Source organism: Vibrio sp. UCD-FRSSP16_30 (genome assembly GCF_001676025.1).
In the GTDB taxonomy this organism is placed as follows: Bacteria; Pseudomonadota; Gammaproteobacteria; order Enterobacterales; family Vibrionaceae; genus Vibrio.
The window spans coordinates 36,995-61,985 of sequence record NZ_LZFW01000002.1; the positions used below are offsets into that span (position 1 = coordinate 36,995).

The 24,991-nt window shown below is 42.7% G+C and carries 26 protein-coding genes; 4 read left to right on the forward strand and 22 right to left on the reverse strand.

Annotated elements, in window-relative coordinates; translation table 11 throughout:
- Positions 1-2: 2 nt before the first annotated feature.
- From hisS to trmJ, 16 genes are all read right to left on the reverse strand, one after another.
- Positions 3-1,271 (reverse strand): histidine--tRNA ligase, encoded by a 1,269-nt coding sequence (gene hisS, locus A9260_RS01625; protein ID WP_068695560.1) that lies wholly within the window; start codon positions 1,269-1,271, stop codon positions 3-5.
- 41 nt (positions 1,272-1,312) lie between these two features.
- Positions 1,313-2,434: a flavodoxin-dependent (E)-4-hydroxy-3-methylbut-2-enyl-diphosphate synthase gene (gene ispG / locus A9260_RS01630; RefSeq protein ID WP_068695562.1), complete on the reverse strand. Its 1,122-nt coding sequence runs from the start codon at positions 2,432-2,434 to the stop codon at positions 1,313-1,315.
- 2 nt (positions 2,435-2,436) lie between these two features.
- Positions 2,437-3,360, reverse strand: a complete 924-nt coding sequence (locus A9260_RS01635; RefSeq protein WP_068695564.1) for a RodZ domain-containing protein — start codon at positions 3,358-3,360, stop codon at positions 2,437-2,439.
- A gap of 49 nt (positions 3,361-3,409) precedes the next feature.
- Positions 3,410-4,084 (reverse strand): type IV pilus biogenesis/stability protein PilW, encoded by a 675-nt coding sequence (pilW, locus tag A9260_RS01640; protein ID WP_068695566.1) that lies wholly within the window; start codon positions 4,082-4,084, stop codon positions 3,410-3,412.
- A gap of 62 nt (positions 4,085-4,146) precedes the next feature.
- Complete coding sequence (locus A9260_RS01645; RefSeq protein WP_068695568.1) at positions 4,147-5,262, reverse strand: bifunctional tRNA (adenosine(37)-C2)-methyltransferase TrmG/ribosomal RNA large subunit methyltransferase RlmN; 1,116 nt, start codon at positions 5,260-5,262, stop codon at positions 4,147-4,149.
- Between the two features lie 156 nt (positions 5,263-5,418).
- Positions 5,419-5,847, reverse strand: coding sequence for a nucleoside-diphosphate kinase (ndk, locus tag A9260_RS01650; RefSeq protein WP_068695569.1), 429 nt, complete (start codon positions 5,845-5,847; stop codon positions 5,419-5,421).
- Between the two features lie 83 nt (positions 5,848-5,930).
- Entirely contained in the window at positions 5,931-7,217 is a 1,287-nt protein-coding gene (pepB, locus tag A9260_RS01655) for an aminopeptidase PepB (protein WP_068695571.1), read from the reverse strand.
- Positions 7,218-7,453: 236 nt separating this feature from the next.
- A complete protein-coding gene (iscX, locus tag A9260_RS01660; protein WP_068695573.1) occupies positions 7,454-7,648 on the reverse strand; it encodes a Fe-S cluster assembly protein IscX in 195 nt (64 codons plus the stop codon).
- A 25-nt stretch (positions 7,649-7,673) separates the two neighbouring features.
- Positions 7,674-8,012 carry an ISC system 2Fe-2S type ferredoxin gene (gene fdx / locus A9260_RS01665; protein WP_068695575.1) on the reverse strand — a complete coding sequence of 113 codons (339 nt, stop codon included), beginning with the start codon at positions 8,010-8,012 and terminating at the stop codon, positions 7,674-7,676.
- A 12-nt stretch (positions 8,013-8,024) separates the two neighbouring features.
- Positions 8,025-9,875, reverse strand: coding sequence for a Fe-S protein assembly chaperone HscA (hscA, locus tag A9260_RS01670; RefSeq protein ID WP_068695577.1), 1,851 nt, complete (start codon positions 9,873-9,875; stop codon positions 8,025-8,027).
- 23 nt (positions 9,876-9,898) lie between these two features.
- Positions 9,899-10,414: a co-chaperone HscB gene (gene hscB / locus A9260_RS01675; RefSeq protein WP_068695579.1), complete on the reverse strand. Its 516-nt coding sequence runs from the start codon at positions 10,412-10,414 to the stop codon at positions 9,899-9,901.
- 67 nt (positions 10,415-10,481) lie between these two features.
- Complete coding sequence (gene iscA, locus A9260_RS01680; RefSeq protein WP_068695581.1) at positions 10,482-10,805, reverse strand: iron-sulfur cluster assembly protein IscA; 324 nt, start codon at positions 10,803-10,805, stop codon at positions 10,482-10,484.
- Positions 10,806-10,851: 46 nt separating this feature from the next.
- Complete coding sequence (gene iscU / locus A9260_RS01685) at positions 10,852-11,235, reverse strand: Fe-S cluster assembly scaffold IscU (protein ID WP_068695583.1); 384 nt, start codon at positions 11,233-11,235, stop codon at positions 10,852-10,854.
- A 33-nt stretch (positions 11,236-11,268) separates the two neighbouring features.
- On the reverse strand, positions 11,269-12,483 hold the full coding sequence (locus A9260_RS01690; protein ID WP_068695585.1) for an IscS subfamily cysteine desulfurase: 1,215 nt from the start codon (positions 12,481-12,483) through the stop codon (positions 11,269-11,271).
- 27 nt (positions 12,484-12,510) lie between these two features.
- Complete coding sequence (gene iscR / locus A9260_RS01695; RefSeq protein WP_068695587.1) at positions 12,511-13,014, reverse strand: Fe-S cluster assembly transcriptional regulator IscR; 504 nt, start codon at positions 13,012-13,014, stop codon at positions 12,511-12,513.
- Positions 13,015-13,125: 111 nt separating this feature from the next.
- Positions 13,126-13,857: a tRNA (cytosine(32)/uridine(32)-2'-O)-methyltransferase TrmJ gene (trmJ, locus tag A9260_RS01700; protein ID WP_068695589.1), complete on the reverse strand. Its 732-nt coding sequence runs from the start codon at positions 13,855-13,857 to the stop codon at positions 13,126-13,128.
- Between the two features lie 156 nt (positions 13,858-14,013).
- Between trmJ and suhB the strand changes: the two genes are divergently transcribed.
- Entirely contained in the window at positions 14,014-14,817 is an 804-nt protein-coding gene (suhB, locus tag A9260_RS01705; RefSeq protein WP_068695592.1) for an inositol-1-monophosphatase, read from the forward strand.
- 126 nt (positions 14,818-14,943) lie between these two features.
- Here the strand turns inward: suhB and glmM are convergent, their stop codons facing one another.
- The 4 genes from glmM to rlmE all read right to left on the reverse strand — a co-directional run bounded on the left by glmM (position 14,944) and on the right by rlmE (position 19,898).
- Positions 14,944-16,281 (reverse strand): phosphoglucosamine mutase, encoded by a 1,338-nt coding sequence (gene glmM, locus A9260_RS01710; RefSeq protein ID WP_068695594.1) that lies wholly within the window; start codon positions 16,279-16,281, stop codon positions 14,944-14,946.
- 17 nt (positions 16,282-16,298) lie between these two features.
- The gene (gene folP / locus A9260_RS01715; protein ID WP_068695596.1) at positions 16,299-17,129 is read right to left on the reverse strand and encodes a dihydropteroate synthase; all 831 of its coding nucleotides are present in this window, start codon (positions 17,127-17,129) and stop codon (positions 16,299-16,301) included.
- A gap of 91 nt (positions 17,130-17,220) precedes the next feature.
- A complete protein-coding gene (gene ftsH / locus A9260_RS01720; protein WP_068695598.1) occupies positions 17,221-19,161 on the reverse strand; it encodes an ATP-dependent zinc metalloprotease FtsH in 1,941 nt (646 codons plus the stop codon).
- 107 nt (positions 19,162-19,268) lie between these two features.
- Complete coding sequence (rlmE, locus tag A9260_RS01725) at positions 19,269-19,898, reverse strand: 23S rRNA (uridine(2552)-2'-O)-methyltransferase RlmE (RefSeq protein WP_068695600.1); 630 nt, start codon at positions 19,896-19,898, stop codon at positions 19,269-19,271.
- Between the two features lie 132 nt (positions 19,899-20,030).
- Between rlmE and yhbY the strand changes: the two genes are divergently transcribed.
- Complete coding sequence (yhbY, locus tag A9260_RS01730) at positions 20,031-20,327, forward strand: ribosome assembly RNA-binding protein YhbY (RefSeq protein ID WP_068695602.1); 297 nt, start codon at positions 20,031-20,033, stop codon at positions 20,325-20,327.
- 84 nt (positions 20,328-20,411) lie between these two features.
- On the opposite strand, the gene greA is transcribed toward yhbY, so the two are convergent.
- The gene (gene greA, locus A9260_RS01735) at positions 20,412-20,885 is read right to left on the reverse strand and encodes a transcription elongation factor GreA (protein ID WP_068695604.1); all 474 of its coding nucleotides are present in this window, start codon (positions 20,883-20,885) and stop codon (positions 20,412-20,414) included.
- A gap of 503 nt (positions 20,886-21,388) precedes the next feature.
- Here greA and A9260_RS01740 point away from each other — a divergent pair.
- Both A9260_RS01740 and dacB read left to right on the forward strand, forming a co-directional pair.
- A complete protein-coding gene (locus tag A9260_RS01740; protein ID WP_068695606.1) occupies positions 21,389-22,441 on the forward strand; it encodes a porin in 1,053 nt (350 codons plus the stop codon).
- A 98-nt stretch (positions 22,442-22,539) separates the two neighbouring features.
- Positions 22,540-23,910 carry a serine-type D-Ala-D-Ala carboxypeptidase gene (dacB, locus tag A9260_RS01745; protein ID WP_068695608.1) on the forward strand — a complete coding sequence of 457 codons (1,371 nt, stop codon included), beginning with the start codon at positions 22,540-22,542 and terminating at the stop codon, positions 23,908-23,910.
- An 81-nt stretch (positions 23,911-23,991) separates the two neighbouring features.
- Here dacB and A9260_RS01750 read toward each other — a convergent pair whose 3' ends face one another.
- Entirely contained in the window at positions 23,992-24,837 is an 846-nt protein-coding gene (locus tag A9260_RS01750) for a magnesium transporter (protein WP_068695610.1), read from the reverse strand.
- Between the last annotated feature and the right edge of the window lie 154 nt (positions 24,838-24,991).

Consider the following 24,991-nt stretch of genomic DNA (forward strand, 5'->3'; position numbering starts at 1 on the left):
TCTTAAATTAATTCTTTTAGTTTGTTGGTAAGATCTGCTTGCGCGATAGTGATTTGCTCGCCGCCGATTAGATCCTTAATCACGATGTTATTTTCCGCTACTTCATTCTCACCAAGCACTAAAGCCACGGCTGCGCCTACTTTATCCGCTCGCTTGAATTGTTTTTTGAAATTGCCACCACCAAAGTGGTTCATTACTCGTAGTCCAGGTAATTGCTCACGTAACTCTTCTGCAAGCTTCATTCCGGCCATTAATGTACCTTCACCTGCCGTCACAACATAAGCGTCAACTGAACGACGAACGTCGTTTAATTCTAGAGTCTCTAGCATAAGAACTAAACGCTCTAAACCCATAGCAAAGCCTACAGATTTAGTTGGTTTGCCGCCTAATTGCTCAACAAGACCATCATAGCGACCACCGCCACACACAGTACCTTGTGAACCTAGACTTTCCGTAATCCACTCAAATACAGTGCGGTTGTAGTAATCCAAGCCACGAACTAAACGTTCATTAACTTGATATTCGATTCCCGCAGCATCAAGAAGTTCACATAGACCTGCAAAGTGCGCTTTTGACTCAGGGTCTAAGTAGTTTGAAAGACGAGGTGCATCACCAAGAATCGCTTGCACATCTGGGTTCTTACTATCAAGAACACGCAATGGATTAGTGTGCATACGGCGCTTACAATCTTCATCTAATACATCAATGTGCTGTTCTAGATAAGCAATCAGTGCTGTTCGATAGTCAGCACGAGCTTCTGGAGAACCAATAGAGTTCAGCTCTAAACGAACGTGCTTATCAATCCCTAACTCACGCCATAAGCGCGCAGTCATCATGATCAGTTCAGCATCAACATCTGGGCCATCAATACCAAAGACTTCAACACCACATTGGTGGAATTGACGGTAACGACCTTTTTGCGGACGTTCATGGCGGAACATTGGTCCCATGTACCATAGACGCTGTTCTTGATTGTACAGAAGACCGTTTTCAATTCCGGCGCGTACACAACCTGCAGTACCTTCAGGTCGCAGTGTTAAGCTATCGCCATTGCGGTCTTCAAAAGTGTACATTTCCTTTTCGACAACATCAGTCACTTCGCCTATAGCACGGCTAAAAAGGTTGGTCACTTCAACGATCGGCATACGGACTTCGTTATAGCCGTATGCACTAACAACTTGCTTAACTGTTGACTCTAATTTTTGCCACAAAGGCGATTGAGTCGGTAGGCAGTCATTCATGCCTCGAATTGCTTGGATTGCTTTTGCCAAAATTAAATACCATCTATTGTCAGGGCGTGCGCCCTGAACCTTTATTTTAAAATATCGTTTACATCGATGCGGTTAGCAGGATCAAGCTGACTTGCTTTTGCTCGGATCTTAGCCTCAAGCTGATCGATAATATTGTTATTATCAAATCGCTCTTTCTGACGTTTGCCATCAAGATAGAAAGCACTCTTTCGATTTCCGCCAGCAATACCCATATGAGAGACTTCCGCCTCACCAGGGCCATTCACTACGCAGCCAATAATAGAAACGTCCATAGGTGTAACGATATCTTCAAGGCGTTGCTCTAAAGTGTTCACTGTATTGATCACATCAAACTCTTGACGAGAACACGTCGGGCAAGCAATGAAGTTAATACCACGTGAGCGAATACGCAGAGATTTAAGAATATCAAACCCTACTTTTACTTCTTCAACAGGGTCTGCCGCTAATGAAACGCGTAAAGTATCGCCGATACCTTCAGATAAGAGCATGCCTAAACCGACAGCTGACTTAACAGAACCGGCTCTTGCACCACCTGCTTCAGTAATACCTAAATGCAATGGTTGATCAATTTGAGTAGCAAGTAAGCGATAAGACTCTACTGCAAGAAATACGTCTGATGCTTTTACACTAACTTTAAATTGATCAAAGTTAAGACGATCGAGAATATCAACATGACGCATCGCCGACTCGACTAATGCCGCAGCTGTCGGCTCACGATATTTCTCTTGGATTTCTTTCTCAAGAGAACCACCGTTAACACCAATACGAATAGGGATATTCATGTCTCTAGCACAATCAACCACTGAACGAATTCGGCTTTCATTACCGATATTGCCAGGGTTAATGCGTAAACAATCCACCCCATACTCAGCCACTTTAAGGGCGATTCGATAATCAAAATGGATGTCTGCGATAAGAGGAAGATTGACTTGTTGCTTGATCGCTTTAAACGCTTCTGCCGCATCCATAGTAGGTACGGAGACTCGCACTAAGTCCGCACCGACTTTTTCTAAGGCGCGAATTTGTGCCACCGTAGCGTCAACATCGGTGGTGCGGGTGTTCGTCATCGACTGAACAGCGATGGGTGCCCCATCGCCAATGGCGACATCGCCGACATAAACTCGAGTCGATGGACGGCGCTTTATTGGAGATTCTTGATGCATAATTACTCTGCAGTGAAACGTGCTACTTTGCCAGCAGTATACCTAGAAAGATCGATTGATTCACCCGAAATTGAAAGTGATACCGCCTCTGGTGCACCGAGAACAAACTTGAACGGACCTTGGCCTTCTAGTTCAAGTTGTTGCCCTTTGGTTTTTACCCCTGTCCATAATGTATTGCCTTGCACATCTTGGACTTGAATCCAACAGTCAGCCTTGAACGTCATCGCAATGGTCGGTGATTTCTCAACAGTGCTAGATATTGGCTTATCATCTGATTTTACGAGTTTAGTTTGCACCTGTTGCTCAACTGCTGGCTGCGCTGTTTCTTCCGTTACCGTCGGTTGAGCCTCATTAACGTTAACGGATGCTTGTTGTTCTACTGAATCTTGTGATGCTGGTAGTTGCTGAATATCAACAGGTGATTCTGCCCCTTGCTCATCAATAGTTTGAGTCACTTCTGACGAGTCACTTACAATACTGTCGGCCTTTTGCTCACTCTGCCACCACCAAACAACGGAGATACCTAAAACTACAGTAAAGATCCCCCAAGTCAGTTTCATGATATTTTTATCATGTTTCTGTTTTGTTGTTTGCTGTGAAAAACTTTGCATGCTCTGTTCTGGAACCTGAGTAGCCTCAGATTTATCAAACAACTCTAGAATCGTTTTATCATCTATGCCTACAGCGCGAGCATAAGAGCGAATATAACCACGAGTGAAGGTATGCACTTGCCCCACTTGAAAGTCATTGCTTTCTATACCCTGCACAATAGCGACTCTTAGGCGTAAGCGATCTGCAATATCCTTTTGACTAATGCCCAAGGACTCACGCTTATCACGTAAAATATCCCCAACTAAAGGGAGATTAGCTTGACTATCGTTTGAGTCAGAATGTGCTGTTTCTGCGCTACTAGGTTCTTTATTCATTATGTTTATTACTTCATTCTTAAAAGGAAGCTCGGTTAGGAGGTCACAATCATTGAGTTAATGATGCCTTGCGATCAAGTTCATCTTGTAACTCTTGTGTCTCTACTCTAGGTCCAAACCTCAAGTGAATATCTTTTAGTTGCAGTCGAGCATCGCTAAAGGCGCCGAAGTGAACCGATAATTTAACCAATTCAATACTGCTTCGGAAGCGTGATGGCTCGTACTCTAAAGACTTACGAAAATAAGCCTCAGCTTGCTGAAAATCACCCTGCATGATGGCACACAGACCTGCATTTTCATAACTTGCAGAGACATACCCATAACTGTTTTGTCGAATCGCACGTTCAAATTGTTGTTGAGCTAAAACATACGCTTGTTTACGACATAGAAACACGCCGTAATCATTTAATACCTCACCATTATTCGGTGATTCATTAAGTGCTTTTCTATACCAAATATCAGCAAAATCTGGTTCAGAGACTTGCTGATAATAATAGGCTATTGCGGAGGAAGCGCGTACATAATTAGGTGCATAACGGTGTGCCAGATCAAGATTTTGCTTTGCTCTGACATTGTACCCTAGTGCAAGGTAGTTTATACCGAGCGCTATACGGGCATCCGCAGCTTTGAGAGGGTTAAATTTCGCGGTTCCAGTCTCGCTATCAACTGTAACACAACCAAAAGTAAGACTGAGTAAAAAAAATGTGACCAATCCTTTAAACATAAGGTTCCCCGATACAAATATCAGGGAACCTCAGCCTAAATAATCAACAAGTTTTATATTTGCTACAACGATTTGATAGGAATGAGTTCCCCAGAGTTTCTCTGGGTACGTTTAGTTCGGTCAATAACATCACCAACTAATTGCCCACAAGCAGCATCAATATCATCACCGCGGGTCTTACGTACCGTTACCGTATAATCAAGTGCGGTGAGCGTTTTCATGAAACGGTCGATTCGCGAATTACTTGGCTTCTTATAAGGTGAACCAGGATATGGATTAAAGGGAATTAAATTAATCTTAGCCGGTGTATCTTTAAGTAATTCTGCGAGTTGTCTCGCATGTTCCATATCATCATTTACATGATCAAGAAGAACATACTCAACGGTAACCTTGCCGCGGTTTGCATTCGAAGAAGCAATATAACGTCTTACCGATGCTAAGAACTCTTCGATATTCCAACGATCATTAATTGGCATGATTTTACTACGCAATTCATCAGTCGGTGCGTGCAATGAAATCGCAAGTGCAACATCGATATTACCCGTCATTTGATCAAGGCCTGATACCACACCAGAAGTAGATACAGTGACGCGGCGCTTAGACAAACCAAAGCCATAATCATCTAACATGATGTTCAATGACGGCATTAGGTTTTTCATATTAAGAAGTGGTTCGCCCATTCCCATCATTACTACGTTAGTAATTGGGCGGCGACCGGTTTCTTTTTCAAGGCCAATCTCTCTAGATGCACGCCAAATTTGGCCTACAATCTCGGATACTCGTAAGTTACGGTTAAAACCTTGCTGACCCGTTGAACAGAATGTACAAGCTAAAGCACAGCCAACTTGAGATGATACGCACAACGTCGCTCTATCTCCGTCAGGGATATATACCGTTTCAACATCCTGATCACCGACTCGTAATGCCCACTTGATGGTGCCATCACTAGAGTACTGTGCATCCGCTACATGAGGTGAACGGATTTCGGTTAAACGCTGCAGTTTCTCGCGCAACTTTTTATTTAGGTTGGTCATTTTATCGAAGTCATCACAACCAAAATGGTATATCCACTTCATAATCTGATCTGCGCGGAACGCTTTCTCACCTAACTCATCAGCAAAGTACTGACGTAAGCTTTGGCGATCAAAATCAAGCAGATTTACTTTTGCTTTAGTCATGGAGCCTCTCACAATGAACATCAAATCTTGGGGCGCAGATTGTACAGTACTTAGTCAACCCCAACAAGAAATATGTGATTTAGATCATTAAATATAATAAAAAAGACCTAAGCAAATACTTAGGTCTGGATGAGTGTTTAGGGTGCTAACTTCACTCTAGCTTCGAGGATGAATCTCTGAGGCTGGGAAGAAGAACTCTATTTCACGAGCAGCTGACGTAGGGCTGTCAGAGCCGTGTACAGAGTTGTAACGCATACTTAACGCATGATCGGCTCTAATCGTGCCACAAGCGGCTTGTTCAGGGTTGGTTTTCCCCATAAGTTCACGATAGCGGCTAATTGCATCTTCGCCTTCAAGTACTTGAACCATGATAGGACCAGAAGTCATAAACTCTTTGAGCTCACCAAAAAACTCTTTGCCTTCATGCTCAGCATAAAAGCCACCCGCTTGTTCATCAGTAAGATGGACCATTTTAGCAGCAACAATGCGCAAGCCCGCTTGTTCAATTCGCTGATAAATAGTACCAATAATATTGCGCTTTACTGCATCCGGTTTCACGATAGAAAATGTTCTTTCAATGGCCATTTATTATCCTTATAGCTCTCTTGTACCGCCTAGCGGTTATTTGTCTTCCTATAAAAAGAGGCCCCAAAAGGACCTCATTCTAATTATTGATTGTTTAGTAGGTTTGCTAGAGTGCGAATACCCATACCGGTACCGCCAGCAGCCCACTTATCTGAGCCAGACTTACGATAAGCACCAGCGCAATCAAAGTGTAACCAGCCTGTCTTGTAGTCTTCAACAAAGTAAGACAAGAAAGCCGCAGCTGTAGAAGCGCCAGGGCTGTAATCGCCACTGCTGATATTAGACAAATCAGCAAAGTTTGACGGTAGCATTCCACGGTGGAAATCAGCCAGAGGTAAAGGCCATAGACCTTCTTTCTCTTCAGCGGCACACGCTAAAGCTTGTTCTGATAATGCGTGATCAAAGCTCAGTAGTGCATGGAAATCATTACCTAGAGCATTTTTAGCCGCTCCAGTAAGCGTCGCGCAGTCAATGATCACTTCCGGGTTTTGCTCACTCGCATAGATAAGACCATCTGCAAGCACTAAACGCCCTTCAGCATCAGTGTTCATCACTTCAACTGTTTTACCATTTTTATAGGTAATCACATCGCCAAGTTTAATCGCGCGTCCAGAGATCATGTTCTCAGCACAGCAAAGAATCAATTTAACACGCTTATTTAGACCACGTAGAATAGCCAGTGCCAATCCGCCAGTAATGGTAGCAGCGCCGCCCATATCAGACTTCATTGCAGTCATAAACTGAGAAGGTTTGATGCTGTAACCGCCAGAATCAAATGTGATTCCTTTACCCACTAGACAAGCCATAACTGGCGCATCTGGGTCACCGGTTGGGTTAAAGTCTAGTTGTAGCATTGCTGAAGTACGAGCAGAGCCACGTCCTACCGCATATATACCTTCCCAGCCTTCAGTTAATAGATCTTTATCTTTAACGATGCGATAAGTCACTTGTCCTGGAGCTGTTGATTTTATCAGCTCTCCCGCCATTGTTGCTAGTTGGCGTGGTGCCACTTCTTCTGCGCTTTTGTTGATGATGTCACGAGCCCAGTTAGCAACTCGAATACGGTCTTGAAGCTCTTTTTCATCCGCTTCTGCCAGTGGTTGCCACTCGACTGCGTTGTTACGTTTTGGGTTACGGAAGCCTTGAACAAAAGACCAGATACCTTCTAGATCCCATTCACTGCCAATCAAGTTAACGTTTTTGATTCCTTGAGTGTCAAGTTTACGACCAGCTCTTTGAATCGCGCCGTAATCATGACCTTGACCAATGTGTACAGAACAACCTTGCTCTGTATGAGAAAGAATGGCATTTTCGCCCCACTGAGGTGCAGCTTTATCTGTTGATAATGAGACTTGCATTGCTGTTGACATGACCTCTCCTTGCCCTTTATGTATGTGTTTGTTGCTTTTATGTATTTTAAGATACAGGAATCCAAGCCCCTCTGACAGAGGAAACGCGGCTATAAATGAAAAGTAAGATCCCCTCAAGTTAACAAGTGATTCCCGTTAACTGATCCGATGAAGCTATTATGCCTAGGCTGTATGTCAAAAACATAAAAATCGGGCACAAAGGCCCGATTTTTATTAAAGAAATGTTAACTAGCTTATTAATCCGCTTCGTCTAACCAACAAAGAAGGATGGCTTCTAATATTTTTTCATTAGAATGATTTGGATTGTCATCAAAATCTTTAAGCTCCATCACCCATTGGTGCAAATCAGTAAAACGCACAGTTTGTGGCTCTACTTCTGGAAACTTATCTGCTAACTCTATCGCAATATCTCGGCTATCTACCCATTTCATGCTGACCTCCTTGTAAGCTTAATGATTAGTGATCTTCAGATGCGTGATTAATAGTGTAACGAGGGATCTCTACAACAAGATCTTCTGTCGCAACAACAGCTTGGCAACCTAAGCGAGACTCTGGCTCTAAGCCCCATGCTTTATCAAGCATATCATCTTCAAGTTCTTCGCTTTCTTCTAGAGAATCAAACCCTTCGCGCACAATGATATGACAAGTAGTACAAGCACAAGACTTCTCACAAGCATGCTCGATACCAATACCATTTTTTAACGCAACATCTAATACCGAATCACCAGCATTGGCCTCTAAAACAGCACCTTCTGGGCAAAGGTCCTCATGGGGTAACACAACAATTTTAGGCATAATAGCTTATCTCTATATATCGTTTACAGATTGGCCAGACAACGCCTGACGAATTGATTTATCCATACGACGGGAAGCAAATTCTTGGCTTTCCTTGTCCGTCAGTTTAATTCCATCTTCGATCGCATCAGCATCATCACCGTTACGTAAAGCAATCAATTTTTCAATTACCTGAAGCAATGTAGCACGCTCTTGCTCTGTTAAGAGTTCGTCGCCGTCAGCTTGTAGCGCAGCAATAAGCCCTTCAATGACTCGGTCAGCTTCAACACGCTGTTCTGCTAGAGCTCTTGCTTGCATATCTTCTTTAGCAAACGTCATGGAGTCTTTTAGCATGTTTGTCACTTCATTATCGCTCAAGCCATAAGAAGGTTTTACTTGTATTTCAGCCTGTGCACCAGTGCTCTTTTCCATTGCTGTAACAGAAAGAAGCCCATCAGCATCCACTTGATACGTCACGCGTATATGAGCGGCACCTGCGGCCATCGGCGGTATGCCTTTTAAAGCAAACTTAGCCAGAGAACGGCAATCATCAACCATCTCACGTTCGCCTTGCACTGTATGTACCGTCATTGCAGTTTGACCATCTTTAAAAGTGGTAAACTCTTGCGCTCTTGCTACCGGAATTGTGGTATTGCGAGGAATGATTTTTTCAACCAATCCACCCATGGTTTCAATACCAAGAGAAAGTGGAATGACATCCAATAGCAGCATATCCGACTCTGGCTTGTTACCCGCTAGAATATCAGCCTGAATAGAAGCGCCAATGGCAACAACTTCATCTGGGTTAATGCTAGTTAGTGGCTGTTGTTCAAAAAACTCACCGACCATAGAGCGCACAAGTGGAGTACGAGTTGAACCACCAACCATCGCAACTTCTAGAACATCGTCACGAGTAACACCTGCGTCTTTTAAGGCTCGGCGACACGACATTAGGGTCTTTTTCACCAATGAACGAATGAGATCATCAAATAATTCTCTCGATACAACGCCTTGCCAACCCAGTGCCGATACTTCGATTTGTTCATTATCAGATAATGCAATTTTCGTTCTAGCAGCAACGTTCAGTAAAGTACGAGTTTGCTCAGCGGTTAGAGTCTCAAGTCCGGCTTGTTTTTGAATGTGCTCAGCAAGAAGATGATCAAAATCATCACCGCCTAACGCAGAGTCACCGCCAGTTGACAGTACTTCAAACACACCTTTTGATAGACGTAGAATGGAAATATCAAACGTACCACCACCTAAATCATAAACGGCAATGACGCCTTCTTTACCAGAATCTAATCCGTAGGCTATAGCAGCGGCCGTTGGCTCATTGAGCAAACGAAGCACATTTAAACCGGCAAGCTTGGCGGCATCTTTGGTGCCAGCACGTTGTGCATCATCAAAATAGGCAGGAACAGTAATCACAACCCCTGTGAGATCGCCACCTAAAGCGGCTTCAGCGCGTTGCCCTAGAGATCGTAAAATATCAGCAGAGATTTCAATGGGGTTTTTATTGCCATTGCTGGTTTGCAGAATAGGCAAACCGTTATCACTACTGATAAATGAATAAGGTAAATTAGGGTAACGTTGCTGTATATCAGACACTGAACGACCGAGAAGTCGCTTAACTGAAATAATGGTGTTTTGAGGATCTTTTTCTGCCGCACTTAATGCAGAGTAGCCGACATTCAAGCTATCTGTTTGATAGTGAACGGCTGAGGGTAAAATAGCGCGACCATCAGAATCTAACAGTGGGCTTGCCTCACCACTACGCACAGTAGCAATAAGGGAGTTAGTCGTACCAAGATCAATGCCTGCAGCAAGCTTATGTTGGTGAGGTGCAGAACTTTGGCCTGGTTCTGCTATCTGAAGTAAAGCCATGATATTCCTATTCTAATATCCGACTAATCGAGTAGTCGTTCTTCTAATCGTTCAATTTCAACTAATAATTTAGCGATAAATTTGAGTTTTCTTACGCTATCTGCAGCTTCAGTCCAATGCTGGTCGTTTAACTGCTGCTCAACTAATTGTAATTGTTGCTGATGCATTTTCGATACGTTTGATTCGAAATCAAATAATAATTCATCGGCATTATCGCTATCACCAATCTCTTCAAGCTCTTCTCTCAGTTCCATTTGCTGCATAAGAAAGATAGGGTCTTGCAGTGTTTGCTGTTCGGAACGAATATCATGCTGATTTTCAGCTAATATATATTCCGCGCGAGAGGCAGGATTCTTAATCGTTTGATAAGCATCGTTGATCATGGTTGCTTTTTGAACAGCCATTAATTGTTCTTGGGCAGATGCGGTCGCAAATTTATCAGGATGAAAGCGGCGTTGTAATTCTCTGAATTGAGAAGACAGGAGGTTACCGTCCACTTTAAATTGTGTTGGTAGTCCGAATAATTCGAAGTGATTCATAATGAAAGTCTCATAACAAAAGAGAGAGGGTCCACCTTTATGGTGAACCCAAGCCTTAATTCGCTAATTATACGTTGAAGCTTTCGCCACAACCACACTCACTCTTAGCATTTGGATTGTTAAACTCAAATCCTTCGTTAAGACCTTCTTTAACGTAATCTAGCTCTGTACCATCAAGATAAGCAAGACTTTTGGCGTCGATAATAACCTTCACTCCGCCATGCTCAAAGATGCTGTCTTCTTCATTAACTTCATCTACGAACTCAAGTACATATGCCATACCTGAACAGCCCGTTGTTTTCACACCTAAACGAAGGCCGACACCTTTGCCTCGACTGTCAAGAAATGCTCTAACGCGGTCTACCGCTGTGTCCGTCATTGTGATGGCCATACTACAACCTTTATTGCCAAATGAGGGGAGTGATCCCCTCTAGTTATTACTCTTGATGTTTTTTCTTATAATCTGATACTGCAGCTTTAATAGCATCTTCCGCTAGGATAGAACAGTGCACCTTAACCGGTGGTAGCTCTAGCTCTTCTGCAATTTCAGAGTTTTTGATTGCCGCAGCTTCATCAACACTTTTGCCTTTTACCCACTCAGTAACCAGTGAGCTTGAAGCAATAGCACTACCACAACCATAAGTTTTAAATTTTGCATCTTCAATGATGCCTTCTGGCGTCACCTTAATCTGCAGTTTCATTACGTCACCACATGCTGGTGCACCTACCATACCGCTACCAACACTTGGGTCTTCTTTATCAAAAGAACCAACGTTGCGTGGGTTTTCGTAGTGATCAATTACTTTTTCGCTGTAAGCCATAATATAGTCCTCTAATCCTCTACTTCCTTGGAATTAGTGATGTGCCCACTCAACGGTGTCCAGATCAATACCTTCCTTGTACATATCCCAAAGTGGAGACATGTCGCGTAATTTCGTTACTGCTGAGCGAAGTTGCTCAATAGCGTGATCAATGTCTTCTTCTGTGGTGTAACGACCAAAAGAGAAGCGCACTGAGCTATGTGCTAGCTCGTCATTCAAACCTAAAGCACGTAGAACATACGATGGTTCAAGACTTGCTGATGTACATGCAGAGCCAGAAGATACTGCTAAGTCTTTTAGTGACATAAGCAGTGATTCACCTTCTACAAAGGCAAAGCTCACATTTAAGTTATGCGGAACACGTTGATCAAAGTCGCCATTAACACTAACAGCTTCAAGATCTTTTACGCCATTCATCAAGCGGTTACGTAAGCTCAATGCATGTTGATAATCTTTTTCCATCTCAAGCTTAGCGATACGGAATGCTTCACCCATACCGACAATTTGATGAGTGGCTAATGTGCCAGAGCGGAAACCACGCTCATGACCGCCACCGTGCATTTGCGCTTCTAGACGAATACGAGGTTTACGACGAACGTAAAGTGCGCCAATACCCTTAGGGCCATAAACTTTATGAGCAGATAGAGAAATAAGATCAACTTTCATTTCTTGAACATCAATCGGTATTTTACCTGCTGATTGCGCTGCATCTACATGGAAGATGATTTTACGTTCACGACACATTTCGCCAATTGAAGTAATATCTTGAATCACACCAATCTCGTTATTTACATGCATGATAGAAATCAAAACAGTATCTTCACGAATTGCATCTTGAAGCTTATTAAGATCGATAATACCGTTAGCTTCAGGCTGAAGGTAAGTCACTTCGAAGCCTTCACGCTCTAGTTGGCGGCATGGATCAAGAACAGCTTTATGTTCTGTTTTACAAGTAATAACGTGCTTGCCTTTCTTACCGTAGAAATGCGCAGCACCTTTAATTGCAAGGTTGTCTGATTCTGTCGCGCCAGATGTGAATACAATTTCACGAGGATCGGCGTTAAGTAGATCGGCAATGTTTCCACGAGCAGTGTCTACTGCTTCTTCCGCTTGCCAACCGTAACGATGAGAGCGAGAGGCAGGGTTACCAAAGGTACCGTCCATAGTCATAAACTGGACCATTTTTTCAGCAACTCGTTCGTCTACCGGGCATGTTGCTGAATAGTCTAAATAAATTGGCAGTTTCATTATTTACTCCAAGTAAAACTGTATGCTCTATGAGCGGACATTGATGCCGATAGCTTCAGCTAAAGATTTAGAGCTAAATCCATGATTTGACGCGAGATCCATATCTTGGCGTCCAGAGATCTCTAATACATCACTGTCCATCATCAACTCACCTAAGGTGATGTTGTTTAAAAAATCACTAATTCGAGAGCTTAGCTCTCGCCACAGGGTGTGAGTAAGACAACGAGCCCCACCCTGACAACTTTCTTTGCCATTACAGCGAGTCGCTTCAACTGATTCATCAACGGCCGAAATGATAGTACCAATAGCAATAAAATGAGCATCTTTACCCAAGTTATAACCACCACCGGGACCACGAACACTTGCAACTAAACCCGCTTTTCGTAACTTTGAAAATAACTGCTCTAAATAAGAAAGAGATATTCCCTGACGCTCTGAAATATCCGCAAGCGGTACAGGGCCAGTCTTAGAATGCAATGCTACATCAAGCATGGCAGTTACGGCGTATCTTCCTTTCGATGTAAGCTTCATATCACACTCTTATCAATTATTTTATTAACAAAAGTGTCCCATACCCGAGTAAAACGGTCAAGTATTTATTTGACCATTTTACTCAGGTATTTAACCCTATGAGATATGAGGCTATTTCTTGTTCGATGTGTCTCTTTGGATAGCCGTGAGAACGCCACGTAAAATGTTGATTTCTTGCGCTTCTGGGCGAGCTCGGCTGAATAGTCGTCGCAGCTTATTCATTACCTGATTCGGCTTATCCTGTTCTATGAACTGGGTATCAATCAGCACATTTTCAAGGTGTTGATAAAACATTTCTAGTTCATTATGTCTTGAATACTCGACTGCATCCTCTTGTGGATACTGAGCTTTGTCACTTTCAAGGAATGCCATTCGTATTTCATAACAAAGAGTTTGCACAGCCATCGCCAGATTGAGAGAGCTATATTCAGGATTAGCCGGTATTGCCACATGATATTGGCAAAGTTGTAGCTCTTCGTTGGTTAAGCCTGTTCTTTCGCGACCAAATACAAGAGCAACCGAAGAATGGGTTCCTTCTTGTACAAACTTGACACCACACTCACGAGGTTCAAGCATCGGCCAATTTAACGTACGTGAACGTGCGCTCGATCCAACCACCAATGCACAATCAGCAACCGCTTCTTGCATTGTAGAGAATACTTTGGCTTGATTAACAACATCATCAGCACCAGCGGCTAGTGCCATGGTTTGATCGTCTATTTCACATTGAGGATCAACTAAGACTAATTGCTTTAGTCCCATTACTTTCATAGCTCTTGCTGCTGACCCAATATTTCCTGGGTGAGATGTTCCCACCAAAACCACTTTGACGTTTTCTAACATCAAGCTTACCTCTGTTTGTTATAACCGACGCATATTAGCACATACCCTTTGTAGAATAAAAAAAACACGCGAGCAAAAAATAACCACTTCCCTTTTACTCAGAAGTTGCTTATACTCCGCCCCGCTTTCGTTCTTTAACATCCGTTGGGTAAATCTATGCATCCTATGCTAAATATCGCTATTCGCGCTGCGCGAAAAGCAGGCAATCATATTGCAAAATCTCTAGAAACTGCAGACAAAATTGAAGCTACACTAAAAGGCACAAATGATTATGTGACTAACGTAGATCAAGAAGCAGAATATTTGATTATCGATACTATTAAATCTTCATATCCTGACCACAGCATCATTGCTGAAGAGTCTGGTTTAACTGTCGGTAAAGATGACGCAGTTCAATGGATCATTGACCCACTGGATGGTACTAATAACTTCGTTAAAGGTATCCCTCACTTCGCTGTTTCTATTGCTGTTCGTATCAATGGCAGAACTGAAGTCGCTTGTGTATACGACCCAATGCTTAACGAACTGTTCACAGCACAACGTGGTTCTGGCGCTCAGCTAAACAATTCACGTATCCGTGTTAAGCAACTTAAAGATCTTCAAGGTACTATTCTTGCTACTGGTTTCCCATACAAGCAAAAACAACACTCTGAATCTTACTTCAAAATCATGAGCTCTCTATTTACAGAAGTCGCTGACTTCCGTCGCACTGGTTCTGCAGCTCTTGATCTTTGTTACCTAGCATCTAACCGTGTTGACGGTTACTTTGAACTAGGCCTAAAACCTTGGGATATGGCAGCAGGTGAGCTTATTGCTCGTGAAGCTGGTGCAATCCTAACTGACTTTGCTGGCGGCACAGACTACATCAAGTCTGGTAACGTTGTTGGTTCAAGCGCTCGCGGTGTTAAGAATATTCTTCGTCACATCCGTGAACACGCTAATGAAGGTATGCTTAAATAAGCTCCTCTCATCTAATATAAAAAAACGGCCATCATCTGATGGCCGTTTTTTTTATACCAATCACAGTAATTAAATACTTAATCTATTCATGCTCACCGTAACTAACAGTAAATAGAAAGTAGCGACTTAGCAGTTCTCACGAACAGTATCAGCAATACGGTTAGCAAGCTTCAATACTAACTCACCGTCTTCACCTTCAACCATAACTCGGATTAAAGGCTCTGTTCCTGATTTACGCAGTAACACACGACCTTTATCACCAAGTTCTTGCTCAGCTTCAGCCACTGAATTTTGTACAATATCCAACTGCATTGGATCGCTGCCACCGCTAAAGCGAACATTGATTAATTCTTGTGGGTACAAAGTCATGCCTTGTGACAAGTCATATAAGTTCATACCGCTATCAACGATAGACGCTAACACTTGCAGCGCGGCAACAATCGCATCACCTGTCGTCACTTTATCTAATAGAATGACGTGACCTGAGTTTTCAGCGCCAATGCTCCAGCCTTTTTGTTTAAGCTGTTCCATAACATAGCGATCGCCAACAGAAGCGCGAGAAAACGGAATACCTAATTGTTTAAGGCCGTTTTCCATACCTAGGTTGGTCATTAATGTACCAACAACACCGCCTTTAAGCTCACCGCGACGCAATGCATCACGAGCAATAATGTAGGCAATTTGGTCACCATCTACTTTATTACCTTTGTGATCAACCATAATAATACGGTCGCCATCACCATCAAAGGCTAGGCCAAGATCGGCTTTCTCTTCAAGGACTTTAGCTTGAAGTGCACGTACGTCTGTCGCACCAACTTGTTCATTGATATTTAAGCCGTTTGGCTCACAACCGATCAGTACAAGCTCTGCACCTAGCTCTTTAAATACATTCGGAGCGATGTGATAAGTTGCGCCGTGCGCACAATCAATCACAATTTTTAAAGTTGATAGGTTTGCTGAGTGCGGGAAAGTACTTTTACAAAACTCAATGTAACGACCTGCCGCATCATTCATGCGAGATGCTTTACCAAGGAAGGCAGACTCAACACATTCAATCTCTTTATCAAGCTCAGCTTCAATCGCAAGCTCAACTTCATCAGCAAGTTTTGAACCTTCAGATGAGAAAAACTTAATGCCATTATCGTAATATGGGTTATGCGATGCAGAGATCACTATGCCCGCTTCTGCGCGAAACGTTTGAGTCAGATACGCGACAGCAGGTGTTGGCATTGGCCCTGTAAATGAAGCTTTTAAACCTGCAGCGGCAAGTCCTGCTTCTAAAGCGGATTCCAACATGTAGCCAGATATACGGGTATCTTTACCGATAATGACTTTTTTAGTGCCTTGTTTCGCTAAAACACGACCCGCAGCCCAACCTAGCTTTAAAGCAAAATCGGGAGTAATTGGATATTGGCCGACTTTGCCACGGATACCATCAGTACCAAAATAACGTCTTTTAGACATTGCTCTTTTCCTAATTATTATTTTAATGAATCTATGAATTTCACGACGCGAACGGCATCAACCGTTTCTTCCACATCATGAACTCGGATAATCTGTGCGCCTTTTTGTGCTGCAATTATAGCGCATGCAACACTGGCTGATACACACTCAGCCGGTTTTTTATCAAGCAGTTTAAACACCATCGACTTTCTCGACATGCCAACCAAAATAGGCATTTCAAAACGATGAAACTCCTCAAGATGATGCAGTAGAGAATAGTTATGTTGCAGTGTTTTACCAAACCCAAAGCCTGGATCAAGTATTAATTTATCGCGGCTTATTCCAACCGACTGACATGCTTTAATCCGCTCATCTAAAAACGCTGCAACATCGCTAAGTAGATCTTTATACTCAGGATTTGTTTGCATAGTTCTAGGCTGACCTTGCATATGCATAAGGCAAATAGGCAACCCTGATTTAGCCGCAACCTCTAATGCACCGGGCTCTTGTAGTGCTCTCACATCATTAATGATATCAGCGCCAGCTAACGCAGCTTGTCGCATCACTTCAGCTTTACTGGTATCAATTGATATCCAAACATCAGACTCAGCTCTAAGCGCTTTAATGACAGGGATAACTCGTTCAATCTCTTGTTCAAGTAATACTTCAGGAGCCCCGGGGCGCGTTGACTCTCCACCAATATCAATAATGGTTGCGCCACAAGCGATCATTTTACGAGCTTGAATTAAAGCATCTTCTATTTGATGGTATTTACCACCATCAGAGAAAGAGTCAGGAGTGACATTGAGTATCCCCATAACTTGAGGGGAGCTAAGGTCGAGTTGTTTTTTTGCGTGGGTTAAAATCATAGCATTAACGAATTTAGAAATTAATAAATTTTCGCACTGGATAAAAACAGAAAAACCCCGAGAGAGCTCCCGGGGTTTATTTGCTTAGCGCTTATTCTGAGTCTTTATCAGTAGGCTCAGCTTTAGATTCTTCAGCCTTTTCTGGTTCAGCTTTCGCTGTAGGCTTACTTTCTTGGGCTGGCTTATCATCAACAGATTTCGTTGGTTGATTACCCCATCCTGCTGGCTCTCGAATATCAGACTTGCGTTCCATTAGGTCTTCAATTTGACCTGCATCGATAGTTTCATACTTCATCAACGCATCTTTCATGGTGTGCATAATGTCTATATTCTCTTCAAGAATTTGACGAGCACGCGCATAGTTTCGGTCGATAATTTGACGAATCTCATCATCAATCAATTTAGCTGTATCGTCAGACATATGTTTTGTCTGAGTTACGCTACGACCTAAGAATACTTCACCTTCTTCTTCAGCATAAAGAAGAGGACCTAGTTTCTCAGAGAAACCCCACTGCGTTACCATCTTACGAGCGATATCAGTTGCTCGTTCAATGTCGTTTGATGCACCCGTTGATACTCTTTCTTTACCGTAGATAAGTTCTTCAGCAAGACGACCACCATATAGGCTAGAAATCATAGACTCTAGGTGACGACGGTTCATGCTTACGCGATCTTGTTCTGGCAAGTACATTGTCACACCTAGCGCACGGCCACGAGGGATAATAGATACTTTGTAAACAGGATCATGTTCTGGAACCAAGCGACCAATGATTGCGTGACCTGCTTCGTGATAAGCCGTTGACTCTTTAATGTCATCGGTCATTACCATTGAGCGGCGCTCCGCACCCATCATGATCTTATCTTTTGCTTGTTCAAACTCAACCATTGAAACATTGCGCTTGTTACCACGAGCGGCAAACAAAGCCGCTTCGTTGACAAGGTTAGCAAGATCAGCACCAGAGAAACCTGGAGTACCACGAGCAATCAATGAAGGCTCAACATCTTCAGATAGCGGCACTTTACGCATATGAACTTTAAGAATCTGCTCACGACCACGTACATCTGGAAGACCAACAACTACTTGACGGTCAAAACGACCTGGACGTAGTAATGCAGGGTCTAAAACGTCAGGACGGTTAGTTGCGGCAATAACGATAATACCTTCATTACCTTCAAAACCATCCATTTCAACCAGCATCTGGTTCAATGTTTGCTCACGTTCATCATGACCACCACCAACACCTGCACCACGTTGGCGACCTACAGCATCGATTTCATCAATAAAGATGATACAAGGAGCGGCTTTCTTAGCTTGTTCGAACATGTCACGCACACGAGATGCACCAACACCAACAAACATTTCAACAAAGTCAGAACCAGAAATCGTAAAGAACGGTACTTTAGCTTCACCGGCAATTGCCTTGGCAAGCAAAGTTTTACCTGTACCAGGAGGACCGACTAGCAGAACACCTGTTGGTATTTTACCACCCAGCTTTTGGAATCGGCTTGGATCACGTAGGTAATCAACCAGTTCTTTCACATCTTCTTTTGCTTCGTCACAACCTGCAACGTCTGAAAAGAGTGTTTTGATCTGTTCTTCGCTCATCATGCGAGCTTTTGATTTGCCAAAAGACATAGCGCCTTTACCGCCGCCACCGCCTTGCATTTGACGCATGAAGAAAATCCACACACCAATCAGCAGAATCATCGGGAACCATGAAATAAAGATAGTACCTAGAAGACTTTGCTCTTCTGGTGGAGTACCACTTACTTTCACGTTTTTATTGATCAAATCATCAAGAAGCTTAGTGTCATACACTGGCATATAAGTCACGTTACGTGAATTATCGCTACGGTAGAAAACAATTTCTTTGTCATTGATTTTTGCTTCACGAATTTGACCTTGGCCAACTTCCTGTACAAAAGTGGTATAGTCCACTGATTTTCCGTTACTGTCTCCAGGGCCAAAGCTCTGGAAAACGGACATAAGTACTACAGCTATCACAAGCCACAGAATTAGATTTTTTGCCATGTCACTCAAGGTGTAAGCCTCTCGATAACTAATTGTAATTAAAAGTAGATTACTACAGTTTGTAACCTGTAGCCAGAATGTAAAGCTTTATCATGCTTGAAGTTCGATTAGCCTTTGTAACCGGTTGCTACAACGAACACTTCACGAGAGCGGGCTCGAGAAGAATCAGGTTTTCGGACTTTCACAGTTTTGAACAGTTCACGTACATCTTTGACATACTGATCAAAACCTTCGCCCTGAAACACTTTAACAACAAAACTACCATTTGTAGCTAGAACTTGTCGACACATATCAAGGGCTAGTTCGACTAAATACATAGCCCTTGGTTGGTCAACAGAGTTATTACCTGCAATATTGGGAGCCATGTCAGACATTACCACATCCACCATACTCGGCTGAATGCGTTCAAGCAGTGCTTCGAGAACACTCTCTTCTCGAAAATCCCCTTGTAGGAAGCTTACACCAGCAATGGGGTCCATTGGCAACAAGTCACAGGCAATTATCTGCCCGCTGTCACCAACTATTTTTGCTGCGTATTGCGACCAACCACCAGGAGCTGCCCCCAAATCCACAACGGTCATACCTGCAGAGAACAGTTTGTCTTTAGTGTGAATTTCTTCCATTTTGAAATAAGCACGAGAACGGTAGCCTTTTTTACGAGCTTCATTCGCGTATTTATCATCAAAGTGTTCTTTTAACCATCGGCCCGAACTGGCCGAATGCTTTTGTTTACTCATTCAATTTCCAAAGTGTTTAGGTTAGGCATCTAGCCTAATATTCCCGTTTAATGGATAAAGTATAGTCTTGAGACCTATATGACGTTAAAATAGGATTTTTCAACCCTTACATATAAAGAAATTGGCCGCGATATGAACTTAAGCACCAAACAAAAGCAGCATCTTAAAGGCTTAGCACACAACCTGAAACCCGTTGTGTTGATGGGCGCAAATGGACTTACTGAGGCTGTTCTAGCGGAAATTGACCTTGCACTGAATCACCATGAGCTAATCAAGGTTAAAGTTGCATCAGAAGATCGCGACACAAAAAACCTAATCATTGATGCTATCATCCGTGAAACTGGCGCAGAAAAAGTACAAACTATTGGTAAAACGCTAGTAATGTACCGCCAATCAGAGCAACGTAAAATTGAGATACCTCGTAAATAGGTTACCTTAGATTTACCGCACTAAAAAAGGCTGCTAATGCAGCCTTTTTGCTATTGATATTTTATATCAACAACCAATAGAAATTTATAAGTATTCTACTTGGTCAATTTCATAATCTTTTACGCCGCCAGGAGTAGTGATCGTCACTTCATCCCCTTCCATTTTACCAATTAGCCCACGAGCAATCGGTGAACTAACAGAAATGCGACCGAGTTTAATCTCTGCTTCATCTTCGCCAACGATTTGATACTTAAACTCTTCTTCAGTATCAACATCAATCAAAGTAACCGTTGTACCAAAAATAACCTTGCCGGTATTTTCCATATTGGTCACATCAATTACTTGAGCAACAGATAGCTTGTATTCAATATCACGGATCTGTGCTTCACAGATACCTTGCTCTTCACGAGCGGCGTGGTATTCGGCATTTTCTTTAAGATCGCCTAATTCACGCGCTTCTGCAATAGCAGCTGAAATTAATGGACGCAATTTTAGTAAGCGTTCTAGTTCTGTTTTGAGTTGCTGTTCGCCACGAACAGTCATTGGCACTTTTTCCATATAAACCTCTTTGTCCACAATATTTGGGACAATAAACTCTATTAAGTCATGCTTAATAGGTAATTAACTGATAATGATAGGTCAATTGTACCGAAAAACAGGAATTCTTTCATCTAAATTCGATTTCCTAACCACTCACAGTAATGTGATATGCATCACATTGATTAATGCAAAAAATACATCAAATCAAGAACCTAAATCTAAAGTTTCATAAAATAAAAACAAAGGCACTCAGTTGCACTGCAACCATAAGTGACTGTTTTTATTAAAATCCCCCTAAAATGACAACGCCAATATGCAATAAGTTCCATTGATTTATATCATTTTACTATCACTCAAATCCTCTTCTAAGTCAGACTAATTATCGATGACAAATCTTGTTAGACGAAAAAATACTGCAAAATAACAATAACTTAGTGCAGCGATTAATCGAGATTTTGTTTTAGGGAACCAGAGTTGTTACCAACTCTTTTTATCGGATAAATTCATTCTAGGACTTAAAAATGAACAAAAAGATTATTGCTCTAGCGGTTGCAGCAGCAGCGTTTGGAACTCAAGCTACAGCGGTTGAACTATACAACCAAGATGGTTCAACTTTCTCTCTTGGCGGTCACGTATCGGTAAGTGCGCTAGGTAACTCAAACTCTGATGTTGGTGGTACAGATATCATTGCTAACTCTCCACGTATCAACTTTGAAGCGACTCAAGACTTAGGCAATGGCTTTACTGCTGATGCTAAAGGTGAGTGGGCGCTTAACTACCTTGACGGCGGTGCAAATGCATTCACGACTCGTCTAGGTTACATCGGTGTTTCTCATGATGTTTTTGGTCGCGCAGTAGCAGGTACACAATGGTCTCCATACTATGATGTAGCTGGTATCACAGATATGCCTATCGCATTTGCCAATGACTTCCTATACGACAGCCATGGTGCTCTAGGTACTGGCCGTGCGGAAAACATGGTTTCTTACCGTAATGACATTGAGCTAGGTGATAACCTTTCTGTATTTGGTGGCCTAGGCTGGCAAGATAATGCAACAACAGGCTTTGATTCTCGTAGCCAAGTTACTGTTGGTGCTAACTTCTCAGAGTTCATGGTTGGTTATGCATACAGTGCAGGTAAACGCAATGTTGCTGTTATCGGTACACAAAAAGAAGACGCAACTTCGCACGCACTTTCTGCAAAGTACGGTTCATACGGTAACGGTTTATACGTTGCGGGTGTTTACACTATGAACGAATACATGAACAGCACAGCAAACTACAATACTGGCGCTACTACTAATGACATCCTAGATGAGTCAAACGGTATAGAGTTCATTGCTGCATACGCATTTGCTAACAGCCTAAACCTATCTATCAACTACGAAGCAGTTGAAAGCAGCGATAAAACGGTTGTAGACGGTACGGTATACAGCCAAATGGCTTTCCAAGCTGAGTATAACTTTACTCCAACATTCGTAGGTTTTGCGGGTTACCAAGTTGATCTTGGTTCTGATATCGATTCTTACAAAGAAAACGACATGTGGAACATCGGTGTTCGTTACTACTTGTAACGTTATAAACACTTAGTTTGACAATAAAACACCTGCCTATTGGCGGGTGTTTTTGTTTATACTGTGATGAATCGCTTCTTGCCTTCATTAGGAACTTCATGCGCGTTCTCACTCTTTTACTGACCGGAGCTACCTTTGCTGCTTCTGCTTCTATCTCCACCCCTTATGACATTTTACCTACCGGCCAACTGTCGAGCGTCATTGTGGAAAAAGATACCACAATAGTCTCATCAACCAATGCAGATCAGCTTCTTCCTCCGGCAAGTACACTGAAACTGGTGACAGCTCTAGCGGCAAAACTTCATTGGCCACAAGGGTATCAGTTTTCTACTGAACTCATGCAGCAAGGACAAGATTACACTCTTCGTTTCTCTGGTGATCCTAGCTTCAGTCGCAAAGATCTTGAGTCTCTACTTAGCCATTTTAAAGGCAAAACCATTGCGGGTGATTTGTACCTCGATGGTTCAATTTTTACGGGTTATGATCGTGGCGTAGGCTGGCCTTGGGATGTACTTGGCGTATGTTACGCAGCGCCCGCTTCAGCACTAAGCTTAGAAGGCAATTGTGTTCAAGCATCGTTAAAAACACTCGGCAATGGCAAAACTTCGATCTTTGTGCCCCAGCACCAGCCGATAAATGTTACCACTAGAGTTAAAGCGGTAACCAAAGAAGAGAAGAAAACCAGCTATTGCGATCTCAATCTCACCACCGCGCCCAACAACAGCTATACCCTAAGTGGCTGTTTAACTAATCGCGAAAAACCATTACCCCTTAAGTTTGCGGTGCAATCTCCTAGTTTGTATTTAAAGAAAACCATAGCGACTATTTTTGAGCAGCAAAACACCACCTTACGAGGAAGTATTAAGTTAGGTAAAGCTGACTCTGACGCGGTATTAATCGCGCAACACCAGTCAGCAGCGTTAGACGATATGCTTGAGCTTATGCTGCATAAATCAAACAACCTTTATGCTGATAACATTACCAAGCAGCTTGGGGCTGATTATTATTCTGAGCAAGGTAGCTTTAATAGTGGTACATCGGCGGTTAGAGAAATCTTGAAGCAGCAAGCCAATATCGATCTTGGCAACGCTATTATTGAAGATGGCTCAGGCTTGTCTCGCAACAATCGAATCTCCCCTAAGGTGATGATGGAGGTCATGCAATACATCAAACAACATGATCAGCAATTGCACCTTATCAGCCTGCTTCCAACATCGGGAATGGATGGGACATTAAAATACAGACCAAGTATGCAAAGGTTACCAATTAAAGGCCGCATCAAGGGTAAAAGTGGGTCGCTATTTGGCAGTCACAATATGGTGGGTTACACCTATAACAAACACGGCAAGATTAAATATACGTTCGTACAGTTTGTGAGTAACTATCACCCAGAGCCAGCTAGAAAGAAAATTGAGCCGGCTATTACTCGCTTTGAAAAATCACTCTACCATTCACTGGTGACTCAGTAGGTGAATATTCAATAACTGTATAATTGAATAGCTGAATAGCATTTATGACATCAAGGGCTCTATCAATAGAGCCCTTTATCATTACGCTAAACCTAAGAAGTAATTTACGATACTAAAATAGATCCACATCCCCGATATATCGACAATCGAAGCGAGTACCGGGCTCACTAATACCGCAGGATCAAGTTTAAAGGCACGGGCAATAATGGGTAAAATTCCCCCTAAGGTTGTCGAGATTGAAATCTGAATAAACAAGGCGATAGCAATTGCCAGTGCAATAATATTCAGATCATGCCCACCCGTTGAAACGCCATCGCTAAACAGTAATATTCTACCGACAATCACAATCGCAATCACAAAGCCAATGCACAGCGCAACTCGGCTCTCTTTCCAAAGAACTGACAGCCATTGTCTTTTCTTTAACTCGCCGGTGGCCAATGCTCGTATGACCAAAGTCGCGGCTTGAGTACCTGTATTGCCTCCCGCAGCGGCAATCACTGGCATATAAATCGCTAATAAAACCAATTGGCTCAAAGTATCTTCATAGCTTGCAATGATCAGCCCTGAAACTATCCCCATTAATGCCAGGCCAATAATCCAACCAATACGCTGGCGTACATGCGCCATAACGCTAGTCGAAAGGTAGCCTTTATGAGGCTCCGCCTCTGAGCGAATAAAACCAAGTTGATGAGCAAAATGGCGAGCCAATACATCCTCTCCAATCAGCTCTAACTCAGAGATAATGTATTGAACAAAAGAGACAGAGCATTGATTCAAAATGCCTACCGCCTCTTCCATCGGCATCACTTGTAGCAGGCTAACCTGTTGTTTTTGATCGTATTTCAAAAATGCACTGGTGGCAGCGCAAATTTCCTCACGAGAATAAGAATCAATGTCGTGAGCAAGAGTTGTGTTCATTACCGTCATGGCGAATCTCCCGATTAGCTGTGTCGACATCAGCTCGATATAAGCTGATATAAATGGGGTAACGACCATCGAATAACACACGAGCTTCACCGCAGAAAATCGAGGCGATTTCTGTGTTATTAACGGCTAGGAAGTTAGGAGAAAAACAGGAGAA

Excerpts from the sequence above, each read along its gene's own strand:
- yhbY (WP_068695602.1), top strand. The coding sequence starts at position 20,031 with ATGAACTTAAGCACCAAACAAAAGCAGCATCTTAAAGGCTTAGCACAC.
- glmM (WP_068695594.1), bottom strand. The coding sequence starts at position 16,281 with ATGTCTAAAAGACGTTATTTTGGTACTGATGGTATCCGTGGCAAAGTC.
- ispG (WP_068695562.1), bottom strand. The coding sequence starts at position 2,434 with ATGCATCAAGAATCTCCAATAAAGCGCCGTCCATCGACTCGAGTTTAT.
- trmJ (WP_068695589.1), bottom strand. The coding sequence starts at position 13,857 with ATGTTAGAAAACGTCAAAGTGGTTTTGGTGGGAACATCTCACCCAGGA.
- A9260_RS01635 (WP_068695564.1), bottom strand. The coding sequence starts at position 3,360 with ATGAATAAAGAACCTAGTAGCGCAGAAACAGCACATTCTGACTCAAAC.
- rlmE (WP_068695600.1), bottom strand. The coding sequence starts at position 19,898 with ATGAGTAAACAAAAGCATTCGGCCAGTTCGGGCCGATGGTTAAAAGAA.
- greA (WP_068695604.1), bottom strand. The coding sequence starts at position 20,885 with ATGGAAAAAGTGCCAATGACTGTTCGTGGCGAACAGCAACTCAAAACA.
- iscX (WP_068695573.1), bottom strand. The coding sequence starts at position 7,648 with ATGAAATGGGTAGATAGCCGAGATATTGCGATAGAGTTAGCAGATAAG.
- A9260_RS01740 (WP_068695606.1), top strand. The coding sequence starts at position 21,389 with ATGAACAAAAAGATTATTGCTCTAGCGGTTGCAGCAGCAGCGTTTGGA.
- hscB (WP_068695579.1), bottom strand. The coding sequence starts at position 10,414 with ATGAATCACTTCGAATTATTCGGACTACCAACACAATTTAAAGTGGAC.
- dacB (WP_068695608.1), top strand. The coding sequence starts at position 22,540 with ATGCGCGTTCTCACTCTTTTACTGACCGGAGCTACCTTTGCTGCTTCT.
- iscU (WP_068695583.1), bottom strand. The coding sequence starts at position 11,235 with ATGGCTTACAGCGAAAAAGTAATTGATCACTACGAAAACCCACGCAAC.
- hscA (WP_068695577.1), bottom strand. The coding sequence starts at position 9,875 with ATGGCTTTACTTCAGATAGCAGAACCAGGCCAAAGTTCTGCACCTCAC.
- A9260_RS01750 (WP_068695610.1), bottom strand. The coding sequence starts at position 24,837 with ATGACGGTAATGAACACAACTCTTGCTCACGACATTGATTCTTATTCT.
- suhB (WP_068695592.1), top strand. The coding sequence starts at position 14,014 with ATGCATCCTATGCTAAATATCGCTATTCGCGCTGCGCGAAAAGCAGGC.
- ndk (WP_068695569.1), bottom strand. The coding sequence starts at position 5,847 with ATGGCCATTGAAAGAACATTTTCTATCGTGAAACCGGATGCAGTAAAG.
- fdx (WP_068695575.1), bottom strand. The coding sequence starts at position 8,012 with ATGCCTAAAATTGTTGTGTTACCCCATGAGGACCTTTGCCCAGAAGGT.
- A9260_RS01645 (WP_068695568.1), bottom strand. The coding sequence starts at position 5,262 with ATGACTAAAGCAAAAGTAAATCTGCTTGATTTTGATCGCCAAAGCTTA.
- iscR (WP_068695587.1), bottom strand. The coding sequence starts at position 13,014 with ATGAAGCTTACATCGAAAGGAAGATACGCCGTAACTGCCATGCTTGAT.
- pepB (WP_068695571.1), bottom strand. The coding sequence starts at position 7,217 with ATGTCAACAGCAATGCAAGTCTCATTATCAACAGATAAAGCTGCACCT.
- iscA (WP_068695581.1), bottom strand. The coding sequence starts at position 10,805 with ATGGCCATCACAATGACGGACACAGCGGTAGACCGCGTTAGAGCATTT.
- folP (WP_068695596.1), bottom strand. The coding sequence starts at position 17,129 with ATGATTTTAACCCACGCAAAAAAACAACTCGACCTTAGCTCCCCTCAA.
- A9260_RS01690 (WP_068695585.1), bottom strand. The coding sequence starts at position 12,483 with ATGAAACTGCCAATTTATTTAGACTATTCAGCAACATGCCCGGTAGAC.
- pilW (WP_068695566.1), bottom strand. The coding sequence starts at position 4,084 with ATGTTTAAAGGATTGGTCACATTTTTTTTACTCAGTCTTACTTTTGGT.
- ftsH (WP_068695598.1), bottom strand. The coding sequence starts at position 19,161 with ATGGCAAAAAATCTAATTCTGTGGCTTGTGATAGCTGTAGTACTTATG.